Below are 19,007 nucleotides of genomic sequence, written 5' to 3'. Positions count from 1 at the left end.
GAACTATTTCGCCCAAATGTTTGTACGAAATAGTTTGGGCGGAAGGATCATTTTGGTAAAATATATAATAAAGTAAAATGAGGCTTTTGGGAGGTATAATTGTATGTCAAAAAAAGTACATGAATTTAATGATATGATACGAAAACTTCGAAAAGAACTTTTCGGAAAAGGGCCAGAAAGAATTCATACTGTATTTGCTGAAAATATGGCGATTGCAACCCTTTATGGAAACTTAACACCTACTGAAAAATTCATTTCAAGTACGATGGACGGTGCGGAAATGGTTCATATGGCTAGAACGAAAATGATTCAAGAAGTGTATGCTGCGAATTCCCGTGAACATTTGGAGGAACTTGTTGGAGCGAAATTAGTGAATTTATTTTCAGATATGAAAGTAGAAGAGGATATTGCAGTTTCGGTATTTGTTTTTGATAAAAATATAACGTGAGAGAAGGATACTGATCGTGAAACCGATACAGGTAGAAAGAGAAATCTTCCGTTATGAACAAGGGGCGTTTAAGCATATAGAGGACAGCATTGTAACAGAGTTTCCAGTCACGATCAAAATGAATGGACAGGAGTTTGTTACAATGGTTAGTACTCCAGAATATATAGAAGACATGGTAATCGGGTTCTTGGCATCTGAAGGAATCATTCGGAAGTATGAAGATATTGATGACATATGGGTACAGGAAAAAGAAGGATTTGTACATGTAACAACGACAAAAGTAAATCCGTATTATGAACAAATGCAAAATAAACGATATATTACTTCCTGTTGTGGTATGAGTAGACAAGGGTTTGTTTTTGCAAATGATGCACTAAGCGCTAAAAAAATGAATGGTATCCATGTAAAGGTTGATGTAGAGGACTGTTTTCGGTTAATGAAAGAAATGCAGCAATCTGCGGAGACATTTCGTCATACAGGCGGCGTTCATAATGCATCTTTGTGCGATGTGAATGGCATTATTTTAAGCCGAATGGATATCGGTAGGCATAATGCGTTAGATAAAATTTACGGTTATTGTTTAAAAAATAATATTTCTATAAAAGATAAAATTATTGTTTTTAGTGGTCGTATTTCTTCGGAAATATTATTGAAAGTTGCAAAGATCGGTTGTGAAATTATACTGTCAAAATCAGCTCCAACCGAGTTGGCTTTGCAGCTAGCAGAAGAATTAGGTATTACTACGATAGGGTTTATTCGGAATCAATCCTTAAATGTATATACGCATCCAGAGCGTGTTATAAATATAAAATAAGTAAAAGCGAGGCAATAAAGATGAAATCTGTCACATTAGACAAACTACAACGCCCTTTAAAGGATTTACGTATTTCTGTTACTGATCGCTGTAATTTTCGCTGTCGCTATTGTATGCCAGAAGAAATATTTGGTCCGGATTATTCGTTTTTGTCTAATGATAAAATTTTATCTTTTGATGAGATTGAAAGGATAACACGTATTTTTGTTTCTTTAGGTGTAAGAAAGTTACGAATTACGGGCGGAGAACCGTTACTTCGAAGAGGTCTTCCGCAGCTTATTGAGCGTCTTAATAAAATAGATGGTGTGGAGGATATCGGTTTAACAACCAATGGATCACTACTGAAAAAGTTTGCTCCTGATTTATATAAGGCGGGTTTATCACGTGTGACAGTTAGTTTAGATTCCTTAGAAGAAGATCGGTTTTTCTATTTGAATGGTAATAGAAGCAAAGTGCAAAGGGTCCTGGAAGGAATACAGGCTGCAGCTGAAGTTGGTATGAAAATTAAAATTAACATGGTCGTTCAAAAAGGGAAAAATGAACAAGATATTTTGCAGATGGCGCAATACTTTAAGGAAAATAAGCATATTCTTCGTTTTATTGAGTATATGGACGTTGGGAATTATAACGGTTGGGAGTTAAAAGAGGTCGTTTCGAAACAAGAAATAGTAGATGCCATTCATCAAGTTATGCCATTAGAACGGATAGAAGCGAATTATGCAGGTGAAGTTGCTACTCGCTATCGTTATATTGGAAGTGATGAAGAAATAGGTATTATTTCATCAGTAACAGATTCCTTCTGTTCATCATGTACGAGAGCACGTATTTCTGCAGAAGGAAAATTATATACTTGTTTGTTCGCTTCTAAAGGAAATGACTTGAGAGAACTACTTCGATCTGGATACACTGACGAGGAAATAACATATATCGTACGCGATATATGGAACAATAGAGAAGATCGTTATTCAGATGAACGCTTAAATAATACAAGTAAAAAAAGAATACCTAAAATTGAAATGTCACATATTGGTGGTTGATATATAAAAGTGACGCTATGATGAAGTATATACAAAATGGAAAATGTGCAACGTTTGTAGATTTTCTATTTTATAGTAAAAATGATGATTGATATCTCTGTAAAAGATGTGCAGAGAAATTAAGCAGCATTCAAAAACCTTTATTTTGAGGAGGTTTTTTGAAGCTGCTTTTTTATTTGGAGAAAATGGAGGAATTAGTAATGGCATTTCATAAACCGGAACAAATTGCTGAACTCGTAATTGAGGCCGGTGTTCAAAAAGTAAGTCAGACGTTGCCAGCAATGCTTATTCTCGGTTTTTTAGGAGGAGCGTTTATTTCGCTCGGTTTTTTACTTAACATTCGCGTTTTAGGTAATTTACCTGAGCGCTGGGGGAGTTTAGTCAATGTATTAGGAGGAGCGGTTTTTCCTGTTGGACTGATGCTCGTCGTATTAGCAGGAGGAGAATTAATTACTGGAAATATGATGTCACTGTCTATGGCCCTATATGCAAAGAAAATTACATTGGTAAGTGTATTAAATAACTGGATTTGGATTACTTTCATGAATTTCGTGGGAGCTATTTTCGTAGCGTATTGTTTCGGTCATCTTGGCGGATTAACAGAGGGAGATTATTTAAATAAAACGGTAGCGATAGCAGAAGGAAAGTTACATGAATCGTTTGGGAGAACTTTAATTTTAGCAATTGGTTGTAATTGGCTCGTTTGTCTGGCGCTTTGGCTCGCTTATGGAACGAGTGATTTTGTCGGAAAAATAATCGGAATTTGGATTCCCATTATGGCATTTGTAGTGATTGGATTTCAGCAAGTGGTAGCAAATATGTTTGTCATCTCAGCAGTTATTTTTGCAGGTCATCTGACGTGGATGGACCTTGCTAGAAATTTTGTTCCTGTCTTTATTGGAAATGTAATTGGAGGAGCTGGATTTGTTGGATTTGCTTACTTTGCTTGTTATCAAAAACAACATTCTAATATGAAATAGAGCTCGTGAGAGGAAGGGTATGTAATGGCTGAGCGGTATTCACGACAACAGTTGTTCAAACCAATTGGGAGTAAAGGGCAAGAAAAAATTCGAAATAAACATGTGTTAATTGTAGGAGCAGGCGCATTAGGAAGTGCAAGTGCTGAAAGTTTCGTACGTGCAGGTATTGGTAAGTTGACGATTATTGATCGTGACTACGTTGAATGGAGTAATTTACAAAGGCAACAATTGTACTCTGAACAAGATGCGAGAGAAAAAATGCCGAAAGCAATTGCTGCTAAAAATCGGTTAGAGCGAATTAATTCGGAAGTACACATAGATGCCTTCTTAATGGATGCAAGTGCAGAAAACATGGAAGACCTATTAAAAAATGTAGATGTAATAATTGATGCAACAGATAATTTTGATATTCGATTTGTAATAAATGACTTATCACAAAAACATAATATCCCGTGGGTATATGGTTCTTGCGTTGGATCGTACGGTATGAGTTATACAGTTATTCCGCAAAAGACCCCATGTTTACATTGTGTGCTGAAGAACGTTCCTGTTACAGGTGGGACATGTGATACAGCTGGAATTATTAGCCCGACTGTTCAAATTGTCGCAGCATATCAAGTGGCGGAAGCATTCAAAATTTTAGTAGGAGATTTCTCAGCAATTAGAAAAACATTTTTCATGTTTGATATATGGAGTAATCAAAATCATTTTATAAAACTAGGGAAAATAAAAACAGACGATTGCCCTTCGTGCGGTTCGAATCGAACTTATCCTTATTTATCATACGAAAACCAAACGAAGGTAGCTGCTTTATGCGGAAGAAATACAGTGCAAATTAGGCCAGTAGAAAATAGGAAGTACGATTTTGACGATATAGAAAACGTATTAAAAAAACTGGGGAAAGTAGATCGGAATCCGTATTTACTATCTTGCCAATTAGATGATTACCGCGTCGTTATTTTTCAGGATGGTCGTGTTTTCATTCATGGTACAAATGATATTTCGAAAGCGAAACAATTATATTATCGCGTATTCGGTTAATAGAAAGGGTTGTCAATAATGGAAAGAAGAGTGCCAATTACGGTTGAAGAAGCTGTTCGTAAAGTAATGGGATTTGCTAATGAGGGATTAAAGGAGCTACTACCTATTGAATTAGCTTACGGGCGTATATTAGCGGAGGATTTAGTAGCTGACCATGATGTACCTTCATTCAATCGTTCACCGTATGACGGATTTGCTATTAGAGCAGAAGATACGAATGTAGCAAGTTATGAAACGCCAATTGTGTTTGAAGTAGTTGGTGAAATTGGTGCGGGATCAATATTCCACGAGAAAGTAGGTCCGTTTCAAGCAGTTCGAATTATGACGGGAGCACAAATTCCGAATGGGTGTGATGCGGTTGTTATGTTAGAGTTGACTCGTCAATATGAGGAAGCTGGCAACAATTATATGGAAGTGAAGCGATCATTCAAAATGGGCGACAATATTTCTTTTCAAGGTGAAGATGCTCGTAAAGGAACGGTTCTTGCAAAAAAAGGATCATACATTCATCCAGGTATTTCTGCTCTGCTTGCTACGTTCGGATATAGTGAGGTACCAGTGGCAAGAAAGCCTGTAATTGGATTGTTAGCGACTGGTAGTGAATTACTGGATGTAAATGATTCATTACAGCCAGGGAAAATCCGAAATAGTAATACGTATATGATATTGTCTCAAATTCGAAGAGCGGGCGGAAGAGTAAAATATTTTGGGAAGTTTAGCGATGATTTTCATACATGTTTCACAGCTGTAAAAGAAGCGTTAAGCCAAGTGGATATGCTCATTACAACAGGCGGTGTATCAGTAGGGGATTACGATTATTTACCAGCTATTTACGAAAAGTTAGGTGCATCGGTTCTTTTCAATAAAGTTGCAATGCGGCCAGGAAGTGTTACGACTGTAGCGCAATTAAATGGCAAGTTATTATTTGGTTTATCAGGAAATCCATCTGCTTGTTACGTAGGATTTGAATTATTTGTAAGACCGTGTATTCGGACGTATATGTTTAGTGAGAAAGCACATGTAAAAAGAGAAAAAGCGTTATTAGGAGAAGATTTTCTAAAACCAAATCCATTTACAAGATTTGTGCGAGCAAAACTGACATATAACGAAGGGCAATTAATTGCTTATCCGTCAGGGTTTGATAAATCTAGCTCGGTTTCTTCTCTAGCAGAGACAAATATATTTATTGTACTTCCAGGTGGTACGAGAGGTTATAAAAAAGATATGTTCGTAGATGTTCTCTTGCTGGAAGATAACGAAGGTAGTGAATGGCCTTGGGCATTTTATAAAGTGAGAGGTGTTTCTAATGGGACAAGCGCTATTTGAGATTGTAGATATACCGATTGTAGTTGAAGAAGTAACGAATAAAGTCGCAAGAAGAGAAGCAGGTGCAATTACAACTTTTATTGGTACGGTGAGAGAGTTAACAAAAGGAAAACGAACATTACATTTAGAGTATGAAGCATATAAACCGATGGCAGTAAAACAACTTACGAAAATTGCTGAAGAAATTAATGGAAAATGGCCGGACGCAAAAGTAGCAATTACGCACCGAGTAGGGCGGTTAGAAATCATGGATATTGCGGTCGTTATTGCAGTTTCATCACCGCATCGTAAAGTAGCGTATGAAGCGAATGAATACGCGATTGAACGTATAAAACGAATCGTCCCAATTTGGAAAAAAGAATTTTGGGAAGATGGAACGATGTGGATTGGAGATCAACTTGAAAATACGGCATATCCGGATGGAAAACCGAAGAAGGAAGAATGAGAAGATGATTACAATTTTATTGTTCGCAAATTTACGTGAGGAAGTCGGATCGGATCGACTAGTAATTTTAGAAAAGCAAGAAATGACAGTTCAGCAATTAAAAGAATGGTTCAAAGCAAGCTATTGCTTACAATCGCTTGATAGAGTGATTGTGGCTGTTAATGAAGAGTTTGTAACGGATGAAGAGATGATAAAAGCTGGAGATATAGTCGCATTAATCCCGCCCGTTAGTGGGGGATAATAAGCTTTTTCGCCAAGAAGATGTTGTATATAAATTCGAATACGAGAAGGGATGAGTTCTATGATTACTCAAGAACAAATAATGAACGCATTAAAACATGTAGAGGATCCGGAGTTACACAAAAGTATTGTAGAATTAAATATGGTTAGAAATATACAAATGAATGGAACAGAGGTTAAACTTGAAGTAGTGCTAACGATTCAAGGTTGTCCATTAAAGGTAAAAATTCAACAAGATGTGGAAGAGTCTCTTCAGGCAATTGGTGCATCTAAAGTAGATTTGACATTTGGTTCTATGACACAAGAAGAACGAGCTGCGCTAACAGAGAAGTTAAAGAAAAATAGTAGAACAGAAACTGGAATGCCGAGCATGCTTCGCCTTGATTCAGGGGTACGATTTATTACTGTAACGAGCGGTAAAGGTGGAGTTGGAAAATCAACGGTGACAATTAACCTTGCAACTGCTTTAGCTCGTATGGGCAAAAAAGTGGGGATATTAGATGCAGATATATATGGTTTTAGCATTCCAGCTATGATGGAAACGAATCAAAAACCGACGATGATTGATCAAACAGCAATTCCAGTTGTTAGTCACGGTGTTAAAATTATGTCGATGGGATTTTTTACGGAAGGAAATAACCCAGTTATGTGGCGCGGACCGATGTTAAATAAATGGATTCAAAATTTCCTTGCGAATACGCACTGGGGAGAATTAGATTATTTACTTCTTGATTTACCACCTGGCACAGGAGATGTAGCTATTGATGTTGCAGCAATGATCCCGCAGGCGCAAGAAATTATCGTTACAACACCACACAACGTAGCTTCATTCGTAGCATCTAGAGTAGGTGTTATGGCAAAACATACGAAACACGAGATTTTAGGTATTGTAGAAAATATGGCTTATTATGAAGAACAAGATGGATCGAAAAATTATCTCTTCGGAAAAGGTGGCGGCGAAATGCTTGCAGAACAATTGCAAACAGAAGTGATTGCACAAATACCTTTTGCAAAACGAGAAGAAAATAACGGTTCATCTGTATATGATGAAGAGTCTCTTGTAGGAGAAGTGTTTACATCGTTAGCGGAGGATATTATTTATAGAGGATAGAGGGGGAAGTTTAGTATGGCGTGTAATATCGATCATTCTATGGAAGATGTAATGAATAAGCTTGAAAGTCAGAAGAGTTTTTTACCGGAAGTGATTTTTAAAGAGTTAAAGGGATTTTTGGGAGGGAATCATTCACAGGAAATATTAAATGATATCTTTCATCTTTTAAAAAAGTATGACTTAGTTAGTGAAGATGAACGAGAGATGAGAAATACTCAATTATTGCTGATTATAAAATAAATACGCTTTGGCTTTTGTTTTTTTGCAGAAGGGATGAATGTAATGGATATGAAAAAGATGATTGAAACGATAGAAGCAACTAAAGTGACTGAAGAAGAATTATCGATTTCTACTTTACATCAAAAGCTTGTGAAGTTGTATAGTCAAAAAGATAGTGCGGAGTATACGGAGATATTAAAATATATTTTATCATTATCCGTGCAGCTGAACCTACATTTCGTATTGAAATATTTTGGTGTGCGCCCGGTTGTTGCTGCAGATGAACGTATGCAATTTCAAGAGATATTTAAATGTTTAGCTAAGAAAGATGATAATGGGAAATGGTTTCTAAATTTCGTTTCTTTATATGTAGGACTAATTGTAGTTCTGCATTTTGATGAAAAAGAGATTGAGAGAAGTTTTTTCGATGATATGGTAGTGGATGAAGGGAAGGCAATATAAGATTCTGCTCATAATATCTTTCTATTTAATTGCTTTAACTGCAATTTTAGTTGGTTATTTAAATATAAAGGTAACTAATTAATAAAAAGAGTTCTTCAGTTGTTTCCATCGTTTTTTCATGTTACCATTAAGCGAATTTTTCATAGGGAGAGAAAGCGATGAAATGGATTTATTTTATTATTATTAACGTTATAGCTTTTAGCCTTATGGGGCTTGATAAACGAAAAGCGAAGAAGAAACAGTGGAGAACGCCAGAAAGTACGTTGTTTTTATCAGCGGTAGCTGGAGGCGCAGTTGGTGCTTGGATTGGTATGTATATGTTTCACCATAAAACACATAAAAAGAAATTTGTTTTCGGTATACCGTTACTTGTCGTTATAACAGTATGTTTACTTTTTGCTGTATGAGAAATGTCGAAAGAATTGCAGATTGATTATTGGTAAAGTGAGCATGCGGGACCGTATAATGGAGAAAAACGAGAAGAGGAGAAAAGGGAAGATGGGGAGTCAATCAGCACAGCAAAAAAAAGGGATTATATATGCGGCTGGTGCTTATACGATGTGGGGAATCCTACCAATCTATTGGAAATGGGTTGAGGAAGTTCCAGCAGATGAAATATTAGCACACCGCATTGTTTGGGCGTTCGTTTTTATGTTACTTGTATTAGGTGTTACGAAGAGATTTCGTCAGTTTATTGGGGAGTTCGTGAATCTTTTTAAACGACCTAAATTATTAATGTCATTAACAATAGCTTCAGTCTTGATTAGCGGAAACTGGTTTGTCTACATATGGGCCGTTAATCATAATCATGTTATTGAAGCAAGTCTTGGATATTATATTAATCCGCTTATTAGTATTTTACTTGGTACAGTTGTATTAAAGGAAAAGTTAAACTTTTGGCAATATGTTGCAGTTGGTTTAGCTGGAGTAGGGGTTATCATTTTAACAGTGCGTTTCGGATCTATTCCGTGGGTTTCTTTATCACTTGCCTTTTCATTTGGATTATATGGATTAACGAAAAAATTGTTAAACTATGATGCGACAATTGGTCTTACGATGGAAACAATGTTAGTGACGCCGTTTGCGATTATCTATCTCGTTATGACAGGAGCGCATGGATTCGGTTCATTTGGATCTATTTCCATGTTATCGACGTTACTATTAATAGGAGCAGGTATCGTTACAGCTTTACCACTTTTTTATTTTGCAAAAGGAGCACAACTTATTCCGCTTTATATGGTAGGATTTTTACAATATATTGCACCAACGATTAGTTTAATTTTAGGTGTATTCGTATTTGGTGAACATTTCACATCTACTCATATGATGGCATTTTTCTGTATATGGGTTGCATTATTTGTGTTTTCAATAGCGAAAACAAAGTTTTTAGTGCAGAAACAACCGAAATTTATAAAAAATAAATCAGCAAAAGTATCATAATGCGTAGTATTTTCTACGCATTTTTCTTTATACTGATACTATATAGATTTCCATTATAGTCAGTAGGGAGCTGAGAACGTGGAAACAATTTTACATAATGATCCGCTTATGGCCGCTGTAATTTCATGGTTTCTAGCACAATTAACGAAAGTAGTCTTTAAATTATTCAAAACGGGTGAATTTGATTTTGCAAAGTTTTTCGCTTCAGGTGGGATGCCGAGTTCTCATGCTTCAACTGTTACAGCACTTGCGACAGGTGTTGGCGTTGTGGAAGGTGTGGAAAGTACCTTATTTGCTATTGCTGCTATCTTTGCAATAATTGTTATGTATGATGCTTCAGGAGTAAGACTTGCAGTTAGTAAACAAGCAAAAATATTGAATGAGTTCTTTCACGGTAGACAAACAGAATATAAGAAGTTAAATGAACTTGTCGGGCATACACCGTATGAAGTAGTAGTCGGTGCTTTAGTAGGGATTATTGTCGGAGTGGGATATTGCTTATGAGCAGAACATTTTATATGTTCTGTTTTTCTTTGTTTTCATACATATTTAGCTACCTTTTTGAATATCGTTATACGGATTTCGAAAGGGTGGGTGAGTAACTTGTTATTATATGAAAAAGTGCATGAAGAAATAGCGAGAAGAACAACTGCACTTCAAACGATGCAACGGCAAGATGGTACGTGGCAGTTTTGTTTTGAAGGAGCACCATTAATAGATTGCCATATGATTTTTTTATTAAAATTATTAGGTAGAGATAAAGAAATAGAACCGTTTGTAAAAAGATTAGCATCACTTCAAACAAATGAAGGAACATGGAAATTGTATGAAGATGAAGTGGGTGGCAATTTATCTGCTACAATTCAATCTTATGCTGCCTTACTAGCTTCAAAAAAATATACAAAAGAAGATGCGAATATGAGGCGGGCCGAAATGTTTATTAAGGAACGTGGAGGCGTGGCGCGTGCTCATTTTATGACGAAGTTTTTATTAGCAATTCATGGAGAATATGAATACCCTTCGCTTTTTCATTTGCCAACACCTATTATGTTTCTGCAAAATGATTCACCCCTCAGTATATTTGAATTGAGTAGCTCAGCACGTATCCATTTAATTCCGATGATGGTTTGTTTAAATAAAAGATTTCGAGTAGGAAAAAAGTTACTGCCAAATTTAAATCATATCGCAGGCGGGGGCGGGGAATGGTTTCGGGAGGAGCGGTCTCCGTTGTTTCAAACGTTATTAAGTGATGTAAAACAAATCATATCGTATCCACTTTCTTTACACCATAAAGGATATGAGGAAGTCGAACGTTTTATGAAAGAGCGTATTGATGAAAATGGAACGTTATATAGTTACGCAACTGCCTCATTTTATATGATTTATGCTTTACTCGCGTTAGGACATTCTCTTCAATCATCAATGATTCAAAAAGCTATAGCAGGGATAACATCTTATATATGGAAGATGGAAAGAGGGAATCATTTGCAAAACTCTCCTTCAACTGTATGGGATACGGCTTTACTCAGCTATACGTTACAAGAGGCCTACACTTCGAAAGATAATAAGATGATTCAACACGCAGCAGCGTATGTATTAAAAAAACAGCATACAAAAAAAGCTGATTGGAGCGTACATGCTCCGGCGCTGACTCCAGGCGGTTGGGGTTTTTCGGATGTGAATACGACAATTCCAGATGTCGATGATACAACAGCTGTGCTAAGAGCGTTGGCAAGAAGTAGAGGGAACGAAAATGTAGATAATGCTTGGAAGAAAGGGGTCAATTGGGTTAAAGGATTACAAAATAATGATGGTGGTTGGGGAGCGTTTGAAAAAGGTGTGACGAGTAATTTATTAGCAAATTTACCAATCGAAAATGCAAGCGATATGATTACAGATCCCTCTACACCAGATATTACAGGAAGAGTGTTAGAGCTTTTCGGGACATACGCGCAAAATGAATTGCCTGAGAAACAAAAACAAAGTGCGATAAATTGGTTAATGAATGTGCAAGAAGAAAATGGATCATGGTATGGGAAATGGGGGATTTGTTATATATATGGTACGTGGGCTGTTATGACTGGTTTACGGTCACTCGGAATTCCATCTAGCAATCCATCAATGAAACGAGCAGCTTTATGGCTGGAACATATACAGCATGAAGATGGTGGGTGGGGGGAATCGTGCCACAGTAGTGTGGAAAAAAAGTTCGTTACTTTACCATTCAGTACACCATCCCAAACAGCATGGGCGTTAGATGCTCTCATTTCTTACTATGATAAAGAAACACCAGCTATTCGAAAAGGTATTTCATATTTGCTTGCGAATCCTTATGTGAATGAAAAATATCCTACCGGAACAGGTTTACCAGGTGGGTTTTATATTTATTACCATAGCTACGCTCATATATATCCGCTACTTACTTTGGCACATTATATAAAACAATATCAAAAATAAACCGAGAGATATCTCTCGGTTTATTTTTGTTGGGTAGTAGGTCCCTGTTGAAAAGAATAAGGTTGTGCGTTCCTTATTTTTCTGTTGACTGGCGTTTTTGACGTGCATCAGCGGCATTTGCACGTGCGTTTGCTTCTAAGTCATTGTGGTCAGCGAGTTCACGAGAGAACTCAACATCAATGCCATCAGCAGCTTTGTTTTGCTTGAAATTTTTTTTGTTCATTCGACACAATCTCCTTGTGTTTTATGCGACGTTGCAAAGTTAGTTTGACACAAATAGACTTTTTTATACAAAGAGGAATTGGGAAGTAAAGAGCCGAAATATACAGTATAAGTAATAGAAATGAGGGATAGGGATGGAGTTTTTAAATGGGAAAACAGCTGTAGTAACAGGAGCTGCACAGGGAATTGGAAAAGAGATTGCAAGGGTTTATGCAAAACTAGGGGCTAAAGTATTAATTAGCGATGTAAATGAAGAGAAGCTACAAAAAACGACACGTGAATTATCAGATGAAGGATATGAAGTGAAGCAGTATCGTTGTGATGTGAGTAATCAAAATGATGCGAAGTCCTTAATTGAATACGCTGTCCAAACATTTGGTACACTGCACATTTTAGTAAATAATGCAGGAATTACGCGAGATGCTATGTTACATAAAATGGAGAAACCAGAATGGGAACAAGTACTGCAAGTAAATTTAACAGGTGTTTTTTATTGTATGCAACCAGCGCTTCTTTACATGAGACAACAAGGGTATGGACGCATTATTAATATATCTTCAATTAGTAGAGAAGGAAACATAGGTCAAGCAAATTATGCGGCTACGAAGGCAGGCGTTGTAGGTTTAACGAAAACGGCAGCGAAAGAAGTTGGAAGTTTCGGCATTACGTGTAACGCGATTTGCCCAGGATTTATGGATACAGATATGACAAAAACGATACCAGATAAAGTGAAAGAAAAGATGGTCGGTGCGATTCCAGTTGGTAGAATTGGAACGCCAGAAGATATTGCGAACGCAGCTGCCTTTTTAGCATCAGAATACGCATCCTATATTACAGGAGAAGTATTGAATGTGAGCGGAGGACTACAAGTTTAAAGGAATACATAATGAAAAGAACCTGACCGGATAGGCCAGGTTCTTTTTTCATTAATTTAAGTTGAGCCAAACGCTCTTCACTTCTGTATAGTTATTTAATGCGTAAGATCCCATTTCACGGCCAAGACCGGATTGTTTAAATCCTCCAAATGGAGATGCTGCATCAAAGACGTTATAACAGTTTACCCATACAGTACCAGCACGTACTTTACTTGCAACATAGTGTGCTGTTTTAACATTTTCTGTCCACACACCAGCCGCTAAGCCGAATTGTGATTTATTTGCACGTTCAATTACTTCATCAATATCGTTAAAAGGTATTGCAGAAATAACTGGACCGAAAATTTCTTCTTTTGCAATCGTCATTTCGTCATTTACGTCAGCGAATACTGTAGGAGAAACGAAGTAGCCTTGGTCGAATGGATTACTTCCTCCGCAAAGTACTTCAGCGCCTTCTTCAATTCCTTTTTCAATGTAGCCCATTACACGTTTTTGTTGTTCTTCGGAAACGAGAGGACCGATTGTTGTTTCAGGGTTAAGACCGACACCTTGATTTAGTTTTTTTGAATAGAGGACGAGATCAGCCATGACATTATCATACATTTTCTTCGGAACAAATAAGCGTGATCCAGCAGAGCATACTTGTCCTTGGTTAAACATAACACCAGAAAGTGCACCAGGAATCGCGCGAGATAAATCAGCATCTGGCAAGATGATATTTGGTGATTTACCGCCTAACTCAAGTGTAACGCGTTTTAATGATTCAGATGCTTGTCGCATAATTTGTTTACCGACTGGAGTAGAACCAGTAAATGCAATTTTATCAACGAGTGGATGATTAACCAGTGCTTGCCCAGCTGATTCACCGAATCCAGGAACGATATTAATAACTCCTTTCGGGAATCCAGCTTCTTCAATTAATTCAGCTAAGTATAGAGCGGATAGTGGAGTTTGTTCTGCAGGTTTTAAAACGATTGTACATCCTGTAGCAAGCGCTGCTCCCATTTTCCACATTGCCATAAGAAGTGGGAAGTTCCAAGGAATAATTTGACCAACAACACCAACAGCTTCATGGCGTGTATAGTTAAAGAAATTACCAGAAACAGGGATTGTTTGACCAACAATTTTCGTAGCCCAGCCAGCATAATAGCGCATATGCTCAATTGCAAGTGGTATGTCTGCTGCCATTGTTTCACGAATTGGCTTTCCGTTATCTAACGTTTCAAGCTGTGCAAGCTCTTCTTTATGTTCTTCCATTAAATCAGCTAACTTGTACATAAGACGGCTTCGCTCAGCAGTGCTCATGCGAGACCAAGGGCCTTCATCAAAAGCCATGCGAGCTGCAACGACAGCTTTATGAATATCTTCGCGACCCGCTTCAGAAACGACAGCAAGTGTTTCGCCGGTTGCTGGGTTAGGTGTTTTAAATGTTTTACCGGAAGCGCTTTCGATGAAAGATCCATTCACATATAACTTTTTTGTACCTTGAAGAAACTTTTCTACCTTTTCATGAAGATTTACAGCTAGTTGACTCATTGTATAACCCCCTTGAAAATATAATGTAAACGCAGTACGAGACGGCGTTTATTCCGAAATCAAGGATGTGGGAACTAGATGGAAAGCCTCTAATTTTAATCATAATTAACAAATACTGAAAATTCAAATTTCATTTGTGTTACAATTGTAAAAAATATGTAATGTAAGAGAGTCTTCTATATGATTATAAAAAATCCTGCTTGTTTTTGCTTTCTAGTAGGAAAAACTAGAAGAACAATGGTACAATAATACATCGTGAGAGGAGGGAGAAAAATGAAGGATTATCATGATGATCCACGCTTTCGAATCGCCCATAGAGAAGCGTTAATTGGCCTTGGACTTGCTATTATTAATTTTATAATATGGTACGGATTTGCTTATGGGCTTGGTAGTAAAAATCCAAGTGAATATACATATGTATTCGGTTTTCCAGCATGGTTTTTTTATAGCTGTATCGTTGGATTTGTCGTTATGGTTATTTTACTTAGTTTAGTTGTTCGTTTTGTATTTCAAGATATTTCACTCGATGAGGAAGAAAAAAGTGAGGAATAATAGATGAATTGGTATGTAATCATTCCAATGATAATTTCATTTATCGTTGTGTTTTTAATTGGTGTATATGCTTCAAGACGCGTACAAGCGACTGCTAATAATAAATTTTTACAAGAATATTTTCTTGGTGGGCGTGAACTTGGCGGTTTATTATTAGCGATGACAATGATTGCTACGTACGGTAGTGCTAGTAGCTTTATTGGTGGTCCAGGTATTGCGTACAATATGGGCCTCGGATGGGTATTATTATCTGCGATTCAAGTTGTAACAGGGTATATCGTTTTAACGGTTATCGGTAAAAAGTTTGCAATTATCGCTAGGAAGATGGAAGCTATTACTCTTATCGATTATTTAAAGGGAAGATACAATAATAAAGCAGTTGTTATACTTTCTGCGTTATGTATAATTATCTTCTTATTTTCAGCAACAGTAGCTCAGTGGGTCGGCGGTGGACGATTAATTGAATCGCTAACGGGTCTATCTTATACAACAGCACTATTTTTATTTACTTTTTCTGTACTTGTGTACGTATTAATTGGTGGGTTTCGTGCAGTTGCTTTATCAGATACGTTATTAGGAATCATTATGTTAGTTGGAACGACAATCATTTTAATTGCTACTGTCATTGCTGGTGGTGGAATTGAAAAGATTATGCAGGAGCTTATTCAAATCAATCCAAATTTAATTACACCATTCGGAGCGGATGGTAGTTTAACGAAATCATATGTGACATCATTTTGGATTTTAATTGGAATTGGTGTTGTTGGTTTACCGCAAATTAGCGTGCGTGCCATGTCTTATAAAAATTCAAAAGCTATGCATCAAGCGTTAATAATTGGAACGGTTGTTGTAGGTACAATTATGATTGGTATGCATTTAACAGGTGTATTTGCACGAGTCGTACTTCCGGGTATAACGGTACCAGATAAAGTAATGCCGCTACTCGCGATGGAAGTGTTGCCACCTTGGTTAGCCGGAGTTTTTTTAGCCGCGCCAATGGCAGCAATTATGTCTACAGTAAACTCGTTATTGTTACTTGTAAGTTCATCAATTATTAAAGACATATACGTAAATTACATAAATAAAGATGCAGCAGACAGTACGATCAGAAAAGGAAGTTTGTGGATTACTGGTATCGTAGGGCTGCTCGTTTATGCAGCAGCAATTAAACCACCAGATTTTTTAATATGGTTAAATTTATTTTCTTTCGGTGGATTAGAAGCAGCATTCATTTGGCCAATTGTATTAGGGTTATATTGGAGAAAAGGAAATGCAACAGGAGCGCTTGCCTCTATTTTAGTTGGGGTAGGCTCATATATGTGTATTCATCTTTTCTATCCAAACCCGTTCGGTATACATACAGTTGTCTTCCCAATTTGTTTTGCGTTTATCGCTTATATCATTGGAAGTATGAGTGCTGTGAAGAAAAACAGTATAGGTTAGAGGAAGAACGTAGTCCTTATAGAGGACTACGTTTTTTTGTGTGAATTTATTCTTTTTTATTCTGTATATGTAAGGTTATTCATAAATTAATAACAATTGAGGGGATGGAGTTGAGGTCGATGAAAAAAGTGTTATTTTTGGGAGACCCAGGAATTGATGACTCTTTAGCCATCATGTATGGAATTATGCATCCTGATATTGATATTGTTGGTGTTGTAACCGGATATGGAAATGTAACACAAGAAAAGGCGACAAGTAATGCAGCATATTTGCTGCAAATGGCAGGGCGGGAGGATATACCTGTTATTAATGGTGCGAAAATTCCTTTATCCGGAGATGTTACAACGTATTATCCAGAAATTCATGGGGCAGACGGCTTAGGGCCAATTAAACCTCCAAAAGCTTTTTCGCCAAATATAAAACCTTTTTGTGCTTTTTTTGATATTCTTGAAAAGTATAAAGGAGAATTAATCATTGTTGATGCTGGTAGGTCAACGACACTAGCGACAGCATTTATTTTAGAAAAGCCGATGATGAAGTATGTGAAAGAATATTATATAATGGGTGGTGCTTTTTTAATGCCTGGCAATGTGACACCAGTCGCAGAGGCGAATTTTCATGGTGATCCGATTGCGTCACAATTAGTTATGCAAAATGCCAAGAATTTGACATTAGTGCCACTTAACGTTACATCTGAAGCAATTATTACGCCAGAAATGGTGAAATATATTACGAAACACTCTAAAACGAATTTTAATAAATTAATTGAACCGATATTTACGTATTATTATAAAGCGTATAAAAAGTTAAATCCGAAAATAACAGGTAGCCCAGTACATGACGTTGTTACAATGATGGTTGCGGCGAATCCGTCTATTTTGGATTATGTGTACCGTCGTGTCGATGTGGATACAGTAGGGATTGCAAAGGGAGAAAGTATTGCTGATTTCCGTCCACAACCTGATGCAAAATCTTTAAAGAATTGGGTGCGAATTGGTTGGTCATTACATTATAAAAAATTTCTCGAAGACTTCGTGAAAATTATGACGTAGACATAATAGGAGAATACAAGTTAAAATAATGGAGATGATTACTAAAATAATCATCTCCATTATTTTGTTTGTAAGAGATAGATAGAGAAGAGTTATACAATAGGAGAGGAATTTTACTTGAAAAAAACTATAGTATGCGCAGTGATTGTGGGTATTTTCGTTTTGCTAATATCGGGTAATTTTTTAGTGAAAAAAGTGTGGAGTTCAAATAATGATGATGCACAGTATATCGCATCCTTTATTGAAGAACATAAAGATGAAAAAAATAGTGCGCTTCTCGTGAAGAGAAATGATAAAGTTGTTTATTCTGTAAATCCAAATGTTGTATTGCCAGTTGCTAGTACGATGAAGTTAATTGTGGCGCTTGAATATACGAAACAAGTTACGGAAGGAAAAATTGATCCATCTAGTTTCGTTTCCATTAATGATATAAATCGTTATTATGTGCCGAATACAGATGGCGGTGCACAAGATAGATGGCAAAAGTATTTGCAAAAGACAGACAAGATAACAGAAGAGGCAGTTTCTTTAGAAGAAGTGGCAAAAGGAATGGTTAAGTTTAGTTCGAATGCGAATGCTGAATATTTAATGGAAGTGTTAGGGTTAGATAATATTAATCGAAATTTACAAAGTTTATCCCTTCCAGCACATCAGCCGCTATTTCCGATTGTTTCATCTTTATACATCCCTGGATATTTGCATAAAGAACTACATGTTCCGAAATATAAAATAGAGAAAAAGTTAAAAGAAATGTCTCAAGAACAATATCGTGAATATGCCATGATTATTCATGAACGCTTAAAAAAGAAGGGGCCATTATTACAGAAGGAAATACCTCTTTATTTAGAGGAACGTTACGATAAAATTTGGTCAGATCGATTACCAGCAGCTTCTGCAAACGATTATATGGTACTGCTTCAAAAGGCAAATCATAAAGGTGGCCTAACAGAGGCCGAAGAAAAAGTGTGGGCTAATATCGTTGAAACGGATATGAGTGCTAAAAAATACCGTAAAACATTTAGACATGCAGGGCAAAAGAATGGTTATACGCCATGGACAGTTACAAAAGCAGTTTATGCGATGGATAAACGCGGGAACTGTACAGAAATAGTGTTTTTAGCCAATAATTTAAATGAGGACGACAGTGCAGAAATACGGAAACATTTAGCAAACTTACATTTCCAAGTGTTGCAAAGTGATAAGTATGATGCGACTTTTATTAAGTAAACTCGGTGCAGAGAGCACCGAGTTTATTTTTATGTACAAGCACTTTTTTACTCTCTGTGGGTATGATGGGTAGTAATACT

The 19,007-nt window shown here is 36.7% G+C and carries 22 protein-coding genes; 20 read left to right on the top strand and 2 right to left on the bottom strand.

The features are described 5' to 3' along the window. Positions 1 to 103: 103 nt before the first annotated feature. The 15 genes from MKX31_RS15435 to MKX31_RS15365 all read left to right on the top strand — a co-directional run bounded on the left by MKX31_RS15435 (position 104) and on the right by MKX31_RS15365 (position 12,020). Positions 104 to 448 (top strand): DUF2294 domain-containing protein, encoded by a 345-nt coding sequence (locus tag MKX31_RS15435; RefSeq protein ID WP_000039582.1) that lies wholly within the window; start codon positions 104 to 106, stop codon positions 446 to 448. 16 nt (positions 449 to 464) lie between these two features. Next, positions 465 to 1,262, top strand: a complete 798-nt coding sequence (gene fdhD, locus MKX31_RS15430) for a formate dehydrogenase accessory sulfurtransferase FdhD (protein ID WP_000802678.1) — start codon at positions 465 to 467, stop codon at positions 1,260 to 1,262. Positions 1,263 to 1,282: 20 nt separating this feature from the next. Beyond that, a complete protein-coding gene (gene moaA, locus MKX31_RS15425) occupies positions 1,283 to 2,299 on the top strand; it encodes a GTP 3',8-cyclase MoaA (protein ID WP_340981121.1) in 1,017 nt (338 codons plus the stop codon). A gap of 200 nt (positions 2,300 to 2,499) precedes the next feature. Then, positions 2,500 to 3,279, top strand: a complete 780-nt coding sequence (locus tag MKX31_RS15420; protein ID WP_029439229.1) for a formate/nitrite transporter family protein — start codon at positions 2,500 to 2,502, stop codon at positions 3,277 to 3,279. A gap of 24 nt (positions 3,280 to 3,303) precedes the next feature. Then, on the top strand, positions 3,304 to 4,320 hold the full coding sequence (locus MKX31_RS15415; protein ID WP_340981119.1) for a molybdopterin-synthase adenylyltransferase MoeB: 1,017 nt from the start codon (positions 3,304 to 3,306) through the stop codon (positions 4,318 to 4,320). A gap of 18 nt (positions 4,321 to 4,338) precedes the next feature. Beyond that, complete coding sequence (gene moeA / locus MKX31_RS15410; RefSeq protein WP_064476949.1) at positions 4,339 to 5,646, top strand: molybdopterin molybdotransferase MoeA; 1,308 nt, start codon at positions 4,339 to 4,341, stop codon at positions 5,644 to 5,646. After that, entirely contained in the window at positions 5,627 to 6,091 is a 465-nt protein-coding gene (gene moaE / locus MKX31_RS15405) for a molybdopterin synthase catalytic subunit MoaE (RefSeq protein ID WP_340981116.1), read from the top strand. Before moeA ends, moaE begins: the two co-directional genes overlap by 20 nt. 4 nt (positions 6,092 to 6,095) lie before the next feature. Continuing rightward, a complete protein-coding gene (gene moaD / locus MKX31_RS15400; protein WP_064476947.1) occupies positions 6,096 to 6,332 on the top strand; it encodes a molybdopterin converting factor subunit 1 in 237 nt (78 codons plus the stop codon). 60 nt (positions 6,333 to 6,392) lie between these two features. After that, positions 6,393 to 7,442, top strand: coding sequence for a P-loop NTPase (locus MKX31_RS15395; RefSeq protein WP_340981115.1), 1,050 nt, complete (start codon positions 6,393 to 6,395; stop codon positions 7,440 to 7,442). Positions 7,443 to 7,457: 15 nt separating this feature from the next. Next, positions 7,458 to 7,682 (top strand): hypothetical protein, encoded by a 225-nt coding sequence (locus MKX31_RS15390; protein ID WP_064476945.1) that lies wholly within the window; start codon positions 7,458 to 7,460, stop codon positions 7,680 to 7,682. A gap of 42 nt (positions 7,683 to 7,724) precedes the next feature. Then, positions 7,725 to 8,123, top strand: coding sequence for a hypothetical protein (locus MKX31_RS15385; RefSeq protein WP_064476944.1), 399 nt, complete (start codon positions 7,725 to 7,727; stop codon positions 8,121 to 8,123). Between the two features lie 158 nt (positions 8,124 to 8,281). Beyond that, on the top strand, positions 8,282 to 8,530 hold the full coding sequence (locus MKX31_RS15380) for a DUF1294 domain-containing protein (protein ID WP_000871331.1): 249 nt from the start codon (positions 8,282 to 8,284) through the stop codon (positions 8,528 to 8,530). Positions 8,531 to 8,621: 91 nt separating this feature from the next. Beyond that, entirely contained in the window at positions 8,622 to 9,563 is a 942-nt protein-coding gene (gene rarD, locus MKX31_RS15375; protein ID WP_088047043.1) for an EamA family transporter RarD, read from the top strand. Between the two features lie 78 nt (positions 9,564 to 9,641). Further along, complete coding sequence (locus tag MKX31_RS15370; RefSeq protein ID WP_000447816.1) at positions 9,642 to 10,067, top strand: divergent PAP2 family protein; 426 nt, start codon at positions 9,642 to 9,644, stop codon at positions 10,065 to 10,067. Between the two features lie 99 nt (positions 10,068 to 10,166). Further along, positions 10,167 to 12,020: a terpene cyclase/mutase family protein gene (locus MKX31_RS15365; protein WP_340981110.1), complete on the top strand. Its 1,854-nt coding sequence runs from the start codon at positions 10,167 to 10,169 to the stop codon at positions 12,018 to 12,020. Positions 12,021 to 12,093: 73 nt separating this feature from the next. Here the strand turns inward: MKX31_RS15365 and MKX31_RS15360 are convergent, their stop codons facing one another. Then, positions 12,094 to 12,243, bottom strand: a complete 150-nt coding sequence (locus tag MKX31_RS15360; protein WP_001035806.1) for a YfhD family protein — start codon at positions 12,241 to 12,243, stop codon at positions 12,094 to 12,096. A 133-nt stretch (positions 12,244 to 12,376) separates the two neighbouring features. Between MKX31_RS15360 and fabG the strand changes: the two genes are divergently transcribed. Continuing rightward, positions 12,377 to 13,117, top strand: coding sequence for a 3-oxoacyl-ACP reductase FabG (gene fabG, locus MKX31_RS15355; protein WP_000395032.1), 741 nt, complete (start codon positions 12,377 to 12,379; stop codon positions 13,115 to 13,117). Between the two features lie 51 nt (positions 13,118 to 13,168). On the opposite strand, the gene dhaS is transcribed toward fabG, so the two are convergent. Beyond that, positions 13,169 to 14,653 carry an aldehyde dehydrogenase DhaS gene (dhaS, locus tag MKX31_RS15350; protein ID WP_064476941.1) on the bottom strand — a complete coding sequence of 495 codons (1,485 nt, stop codon included), beginning with the start codon at positions 14,651 to 14,653 and terminating at the stop codon, positions 13,169 to 13,171. Positions 14,654 to 14,926: 273 nt separating this feature from the next. Between dhaS and MKX31_RS15345 the strand changes: the two genes are divergently transcribed. The 4 genes from MKX31_RS15345 (at position 14,927) to MKX31_RS15330 (ending at position 18,927) form a co-directional block, all read left to right on the top strand. Next, the gene (locus MKX31_RS15345) at positions 14,927 to 15,205 is read left to right on the top strand and encodes a YhdT family protein (RefSeq protein ID WP_000656242.1); all 279 of its coding nucleotides are present in this window, start codon (positions 14,927 to 14,929) and stop codon (positions 15,203 to 15,205) included. A 3-nt stretch (positions 15,206 to 15,208) separates the two neighbouring features. Next, entirely contained in the window at positions 15,209 to 16,648 is a 1,440-nt protein-coding gene (panF, locus tag MKX31_RS15340; RefSeq protein WP_001104842.1) for a sodium/pantothenate symporter, read from the top strand. A gap of 119 nt (positions 16,649 to 16,767) precedes the next feature. Next, positions 16,768 to 17,700 (top strand): nucleoside hydrolase, encoded by a 933-nt coding sequence (locus MKX31_RS15335; protein WP_000756434.1) that lies wholly within the window; start codon positions 16,768 to 16,770, stop codon positions 17,698 to 17,700. A 117-nt stretch (positions 17,701 to 17,817) separates the two neighbouring features. Next, positions 17,818 to 18,927, top strand: a complete 1,110-nt coding sequence (locus MKX31_RS15330) for a serine hydrolase (RefSeq protein WP_149173499.1) — start codon at positions 17,818 to 17,820, stop codon at positions 18,925 to 18,927. Positions 18,928 to 19,007: the final 80 nt, after the last annotated feature.

The organism is Bacillus sp. FSL M8-0063 (assembly GCF_038005545.1).
In the GTDB taxonomy this organism is placed as follows: domain Bacteria; phylum Bacillota; class Bacilli; order Bacillales; family Bacillaceae_G; genus Bacillus_A; species Bacillus_A wiedmannii.
This window is presented reverse-complemented; position numbering and strand designations above follow the sequence as displayed.

Coding starts and splice junctions, on each gene's coding strand:
- MKX31_RS15435 (WP_000039582.1), top strand. CDS start 104: ATGTCAAAAAAAGTACATGAATTTAATGATATGATACGAAAACTTCGA.
- moaA (WP_340981121.1), top strand. CDS start 1,283: ATGAAATCTGTCACATTAGACAAACTACAACGCCCTTTAAAGGATTTA.
- MKX31_RS15420 (WP_029439229.1), top strand. CDS start 2,500: ATGGCATTTCATAAACCGGAACAAATTGCTGAACTCGTAATTGAGGCC.
- MKX31_RS15415 (WP_340981119.1), top strand. CDS start 3,304: ATGGCTGAGCGGTATTCACGACAACAGTTGTTCAAACCAATTGGGAGT.
- moeA (WP_064476949.1), top strand. CDS start 4,339: ATGGAAAGAAGAGTGCCAATTACGGTTGAAGAAGCTGTTCGTAAAGTA.
- moaE (WP_340981116.1), top strand. CDS start 5,627: ATGGGACAAGCGCTATTTGAGATTGTAGATATACCGATTGTAGTTGAA.
- moaD (WP_064476947.1), top strand. CDS start 6,096: ATGATTACAATTTTATTGTTCGCAAATTTACGTGAGGAAGTCGGATCG.
- MKX31_RS15395 (WP_340981115.1), top strand. CDS start 6,393: ATGATTACTCAAGAACAAATAATGAACGCATTAAAACATGTAGAGGAT.
- MKX31_RS15390 (WP_064476945.1), top strand. CDS start 7,458: ATGGCGTGTAATATCGATCATTCTATGGAAGATGTAATGAATAAGCTT.
- MKX31_RS15385 (WP_064476944.1), top strand. CDS start 7,725: ATGGATATGAAAAAGATGATTGAAACGATAGAAGCAACTAAAGTGACT.
- MKX31_RS15380 (WP_000871331.1), top strand. CDS start 8,282: ATGAAATGGATTTATTTTATTATTATTAACGTTATAGCTTTTAGCCTT.
- rarD (WP_088047043.1), top strand. CDS start 8,622: ATGGGGAGTCAATCAGCACAGCAAAAAAAAGGGATTATATATGCGGCT.
- MKX31_RS15360 (WP_001035806.1), bottom strand. CDS start 12,243: ATGAACAAAAAAAATTTCAAGCAAAACAAAGCTGCTGATGGCATTGAT.
- fabG (WP_000395032.1), top strand. CDS start 12,377: ATGGAGTTTTTAAATGGGAAAACAGCTGTAGTAACAGGAGCTGCACAG.
- dhaS (WP_064476941.1), bottom strand. CDS start 14,653: ATGAGTCAACTAGCTGTAAATCTTCATGAAAAGGTAGAAAAGTTTCTT.
- MKX31_RS15345 (WP_000656242.1), top strand. CDS start 14,927: ATGAAGGATTATCATGATGATCCACGCTTTCGAATCGCCCATAGAGAA.
- panF (WP_001104842.1), top strand. CDS start 15,209: ATGAATTGGTATGTAATCATTCCAATGATAATTTCATTTATCGTTGTG.
- MKX31_RS15335 (WP_000756434.1), top strand. CDS start 16,768: ATGAAAAAAGTGTTATTTTTGGGAGACCCAGGAATTGATGACTCTTTA.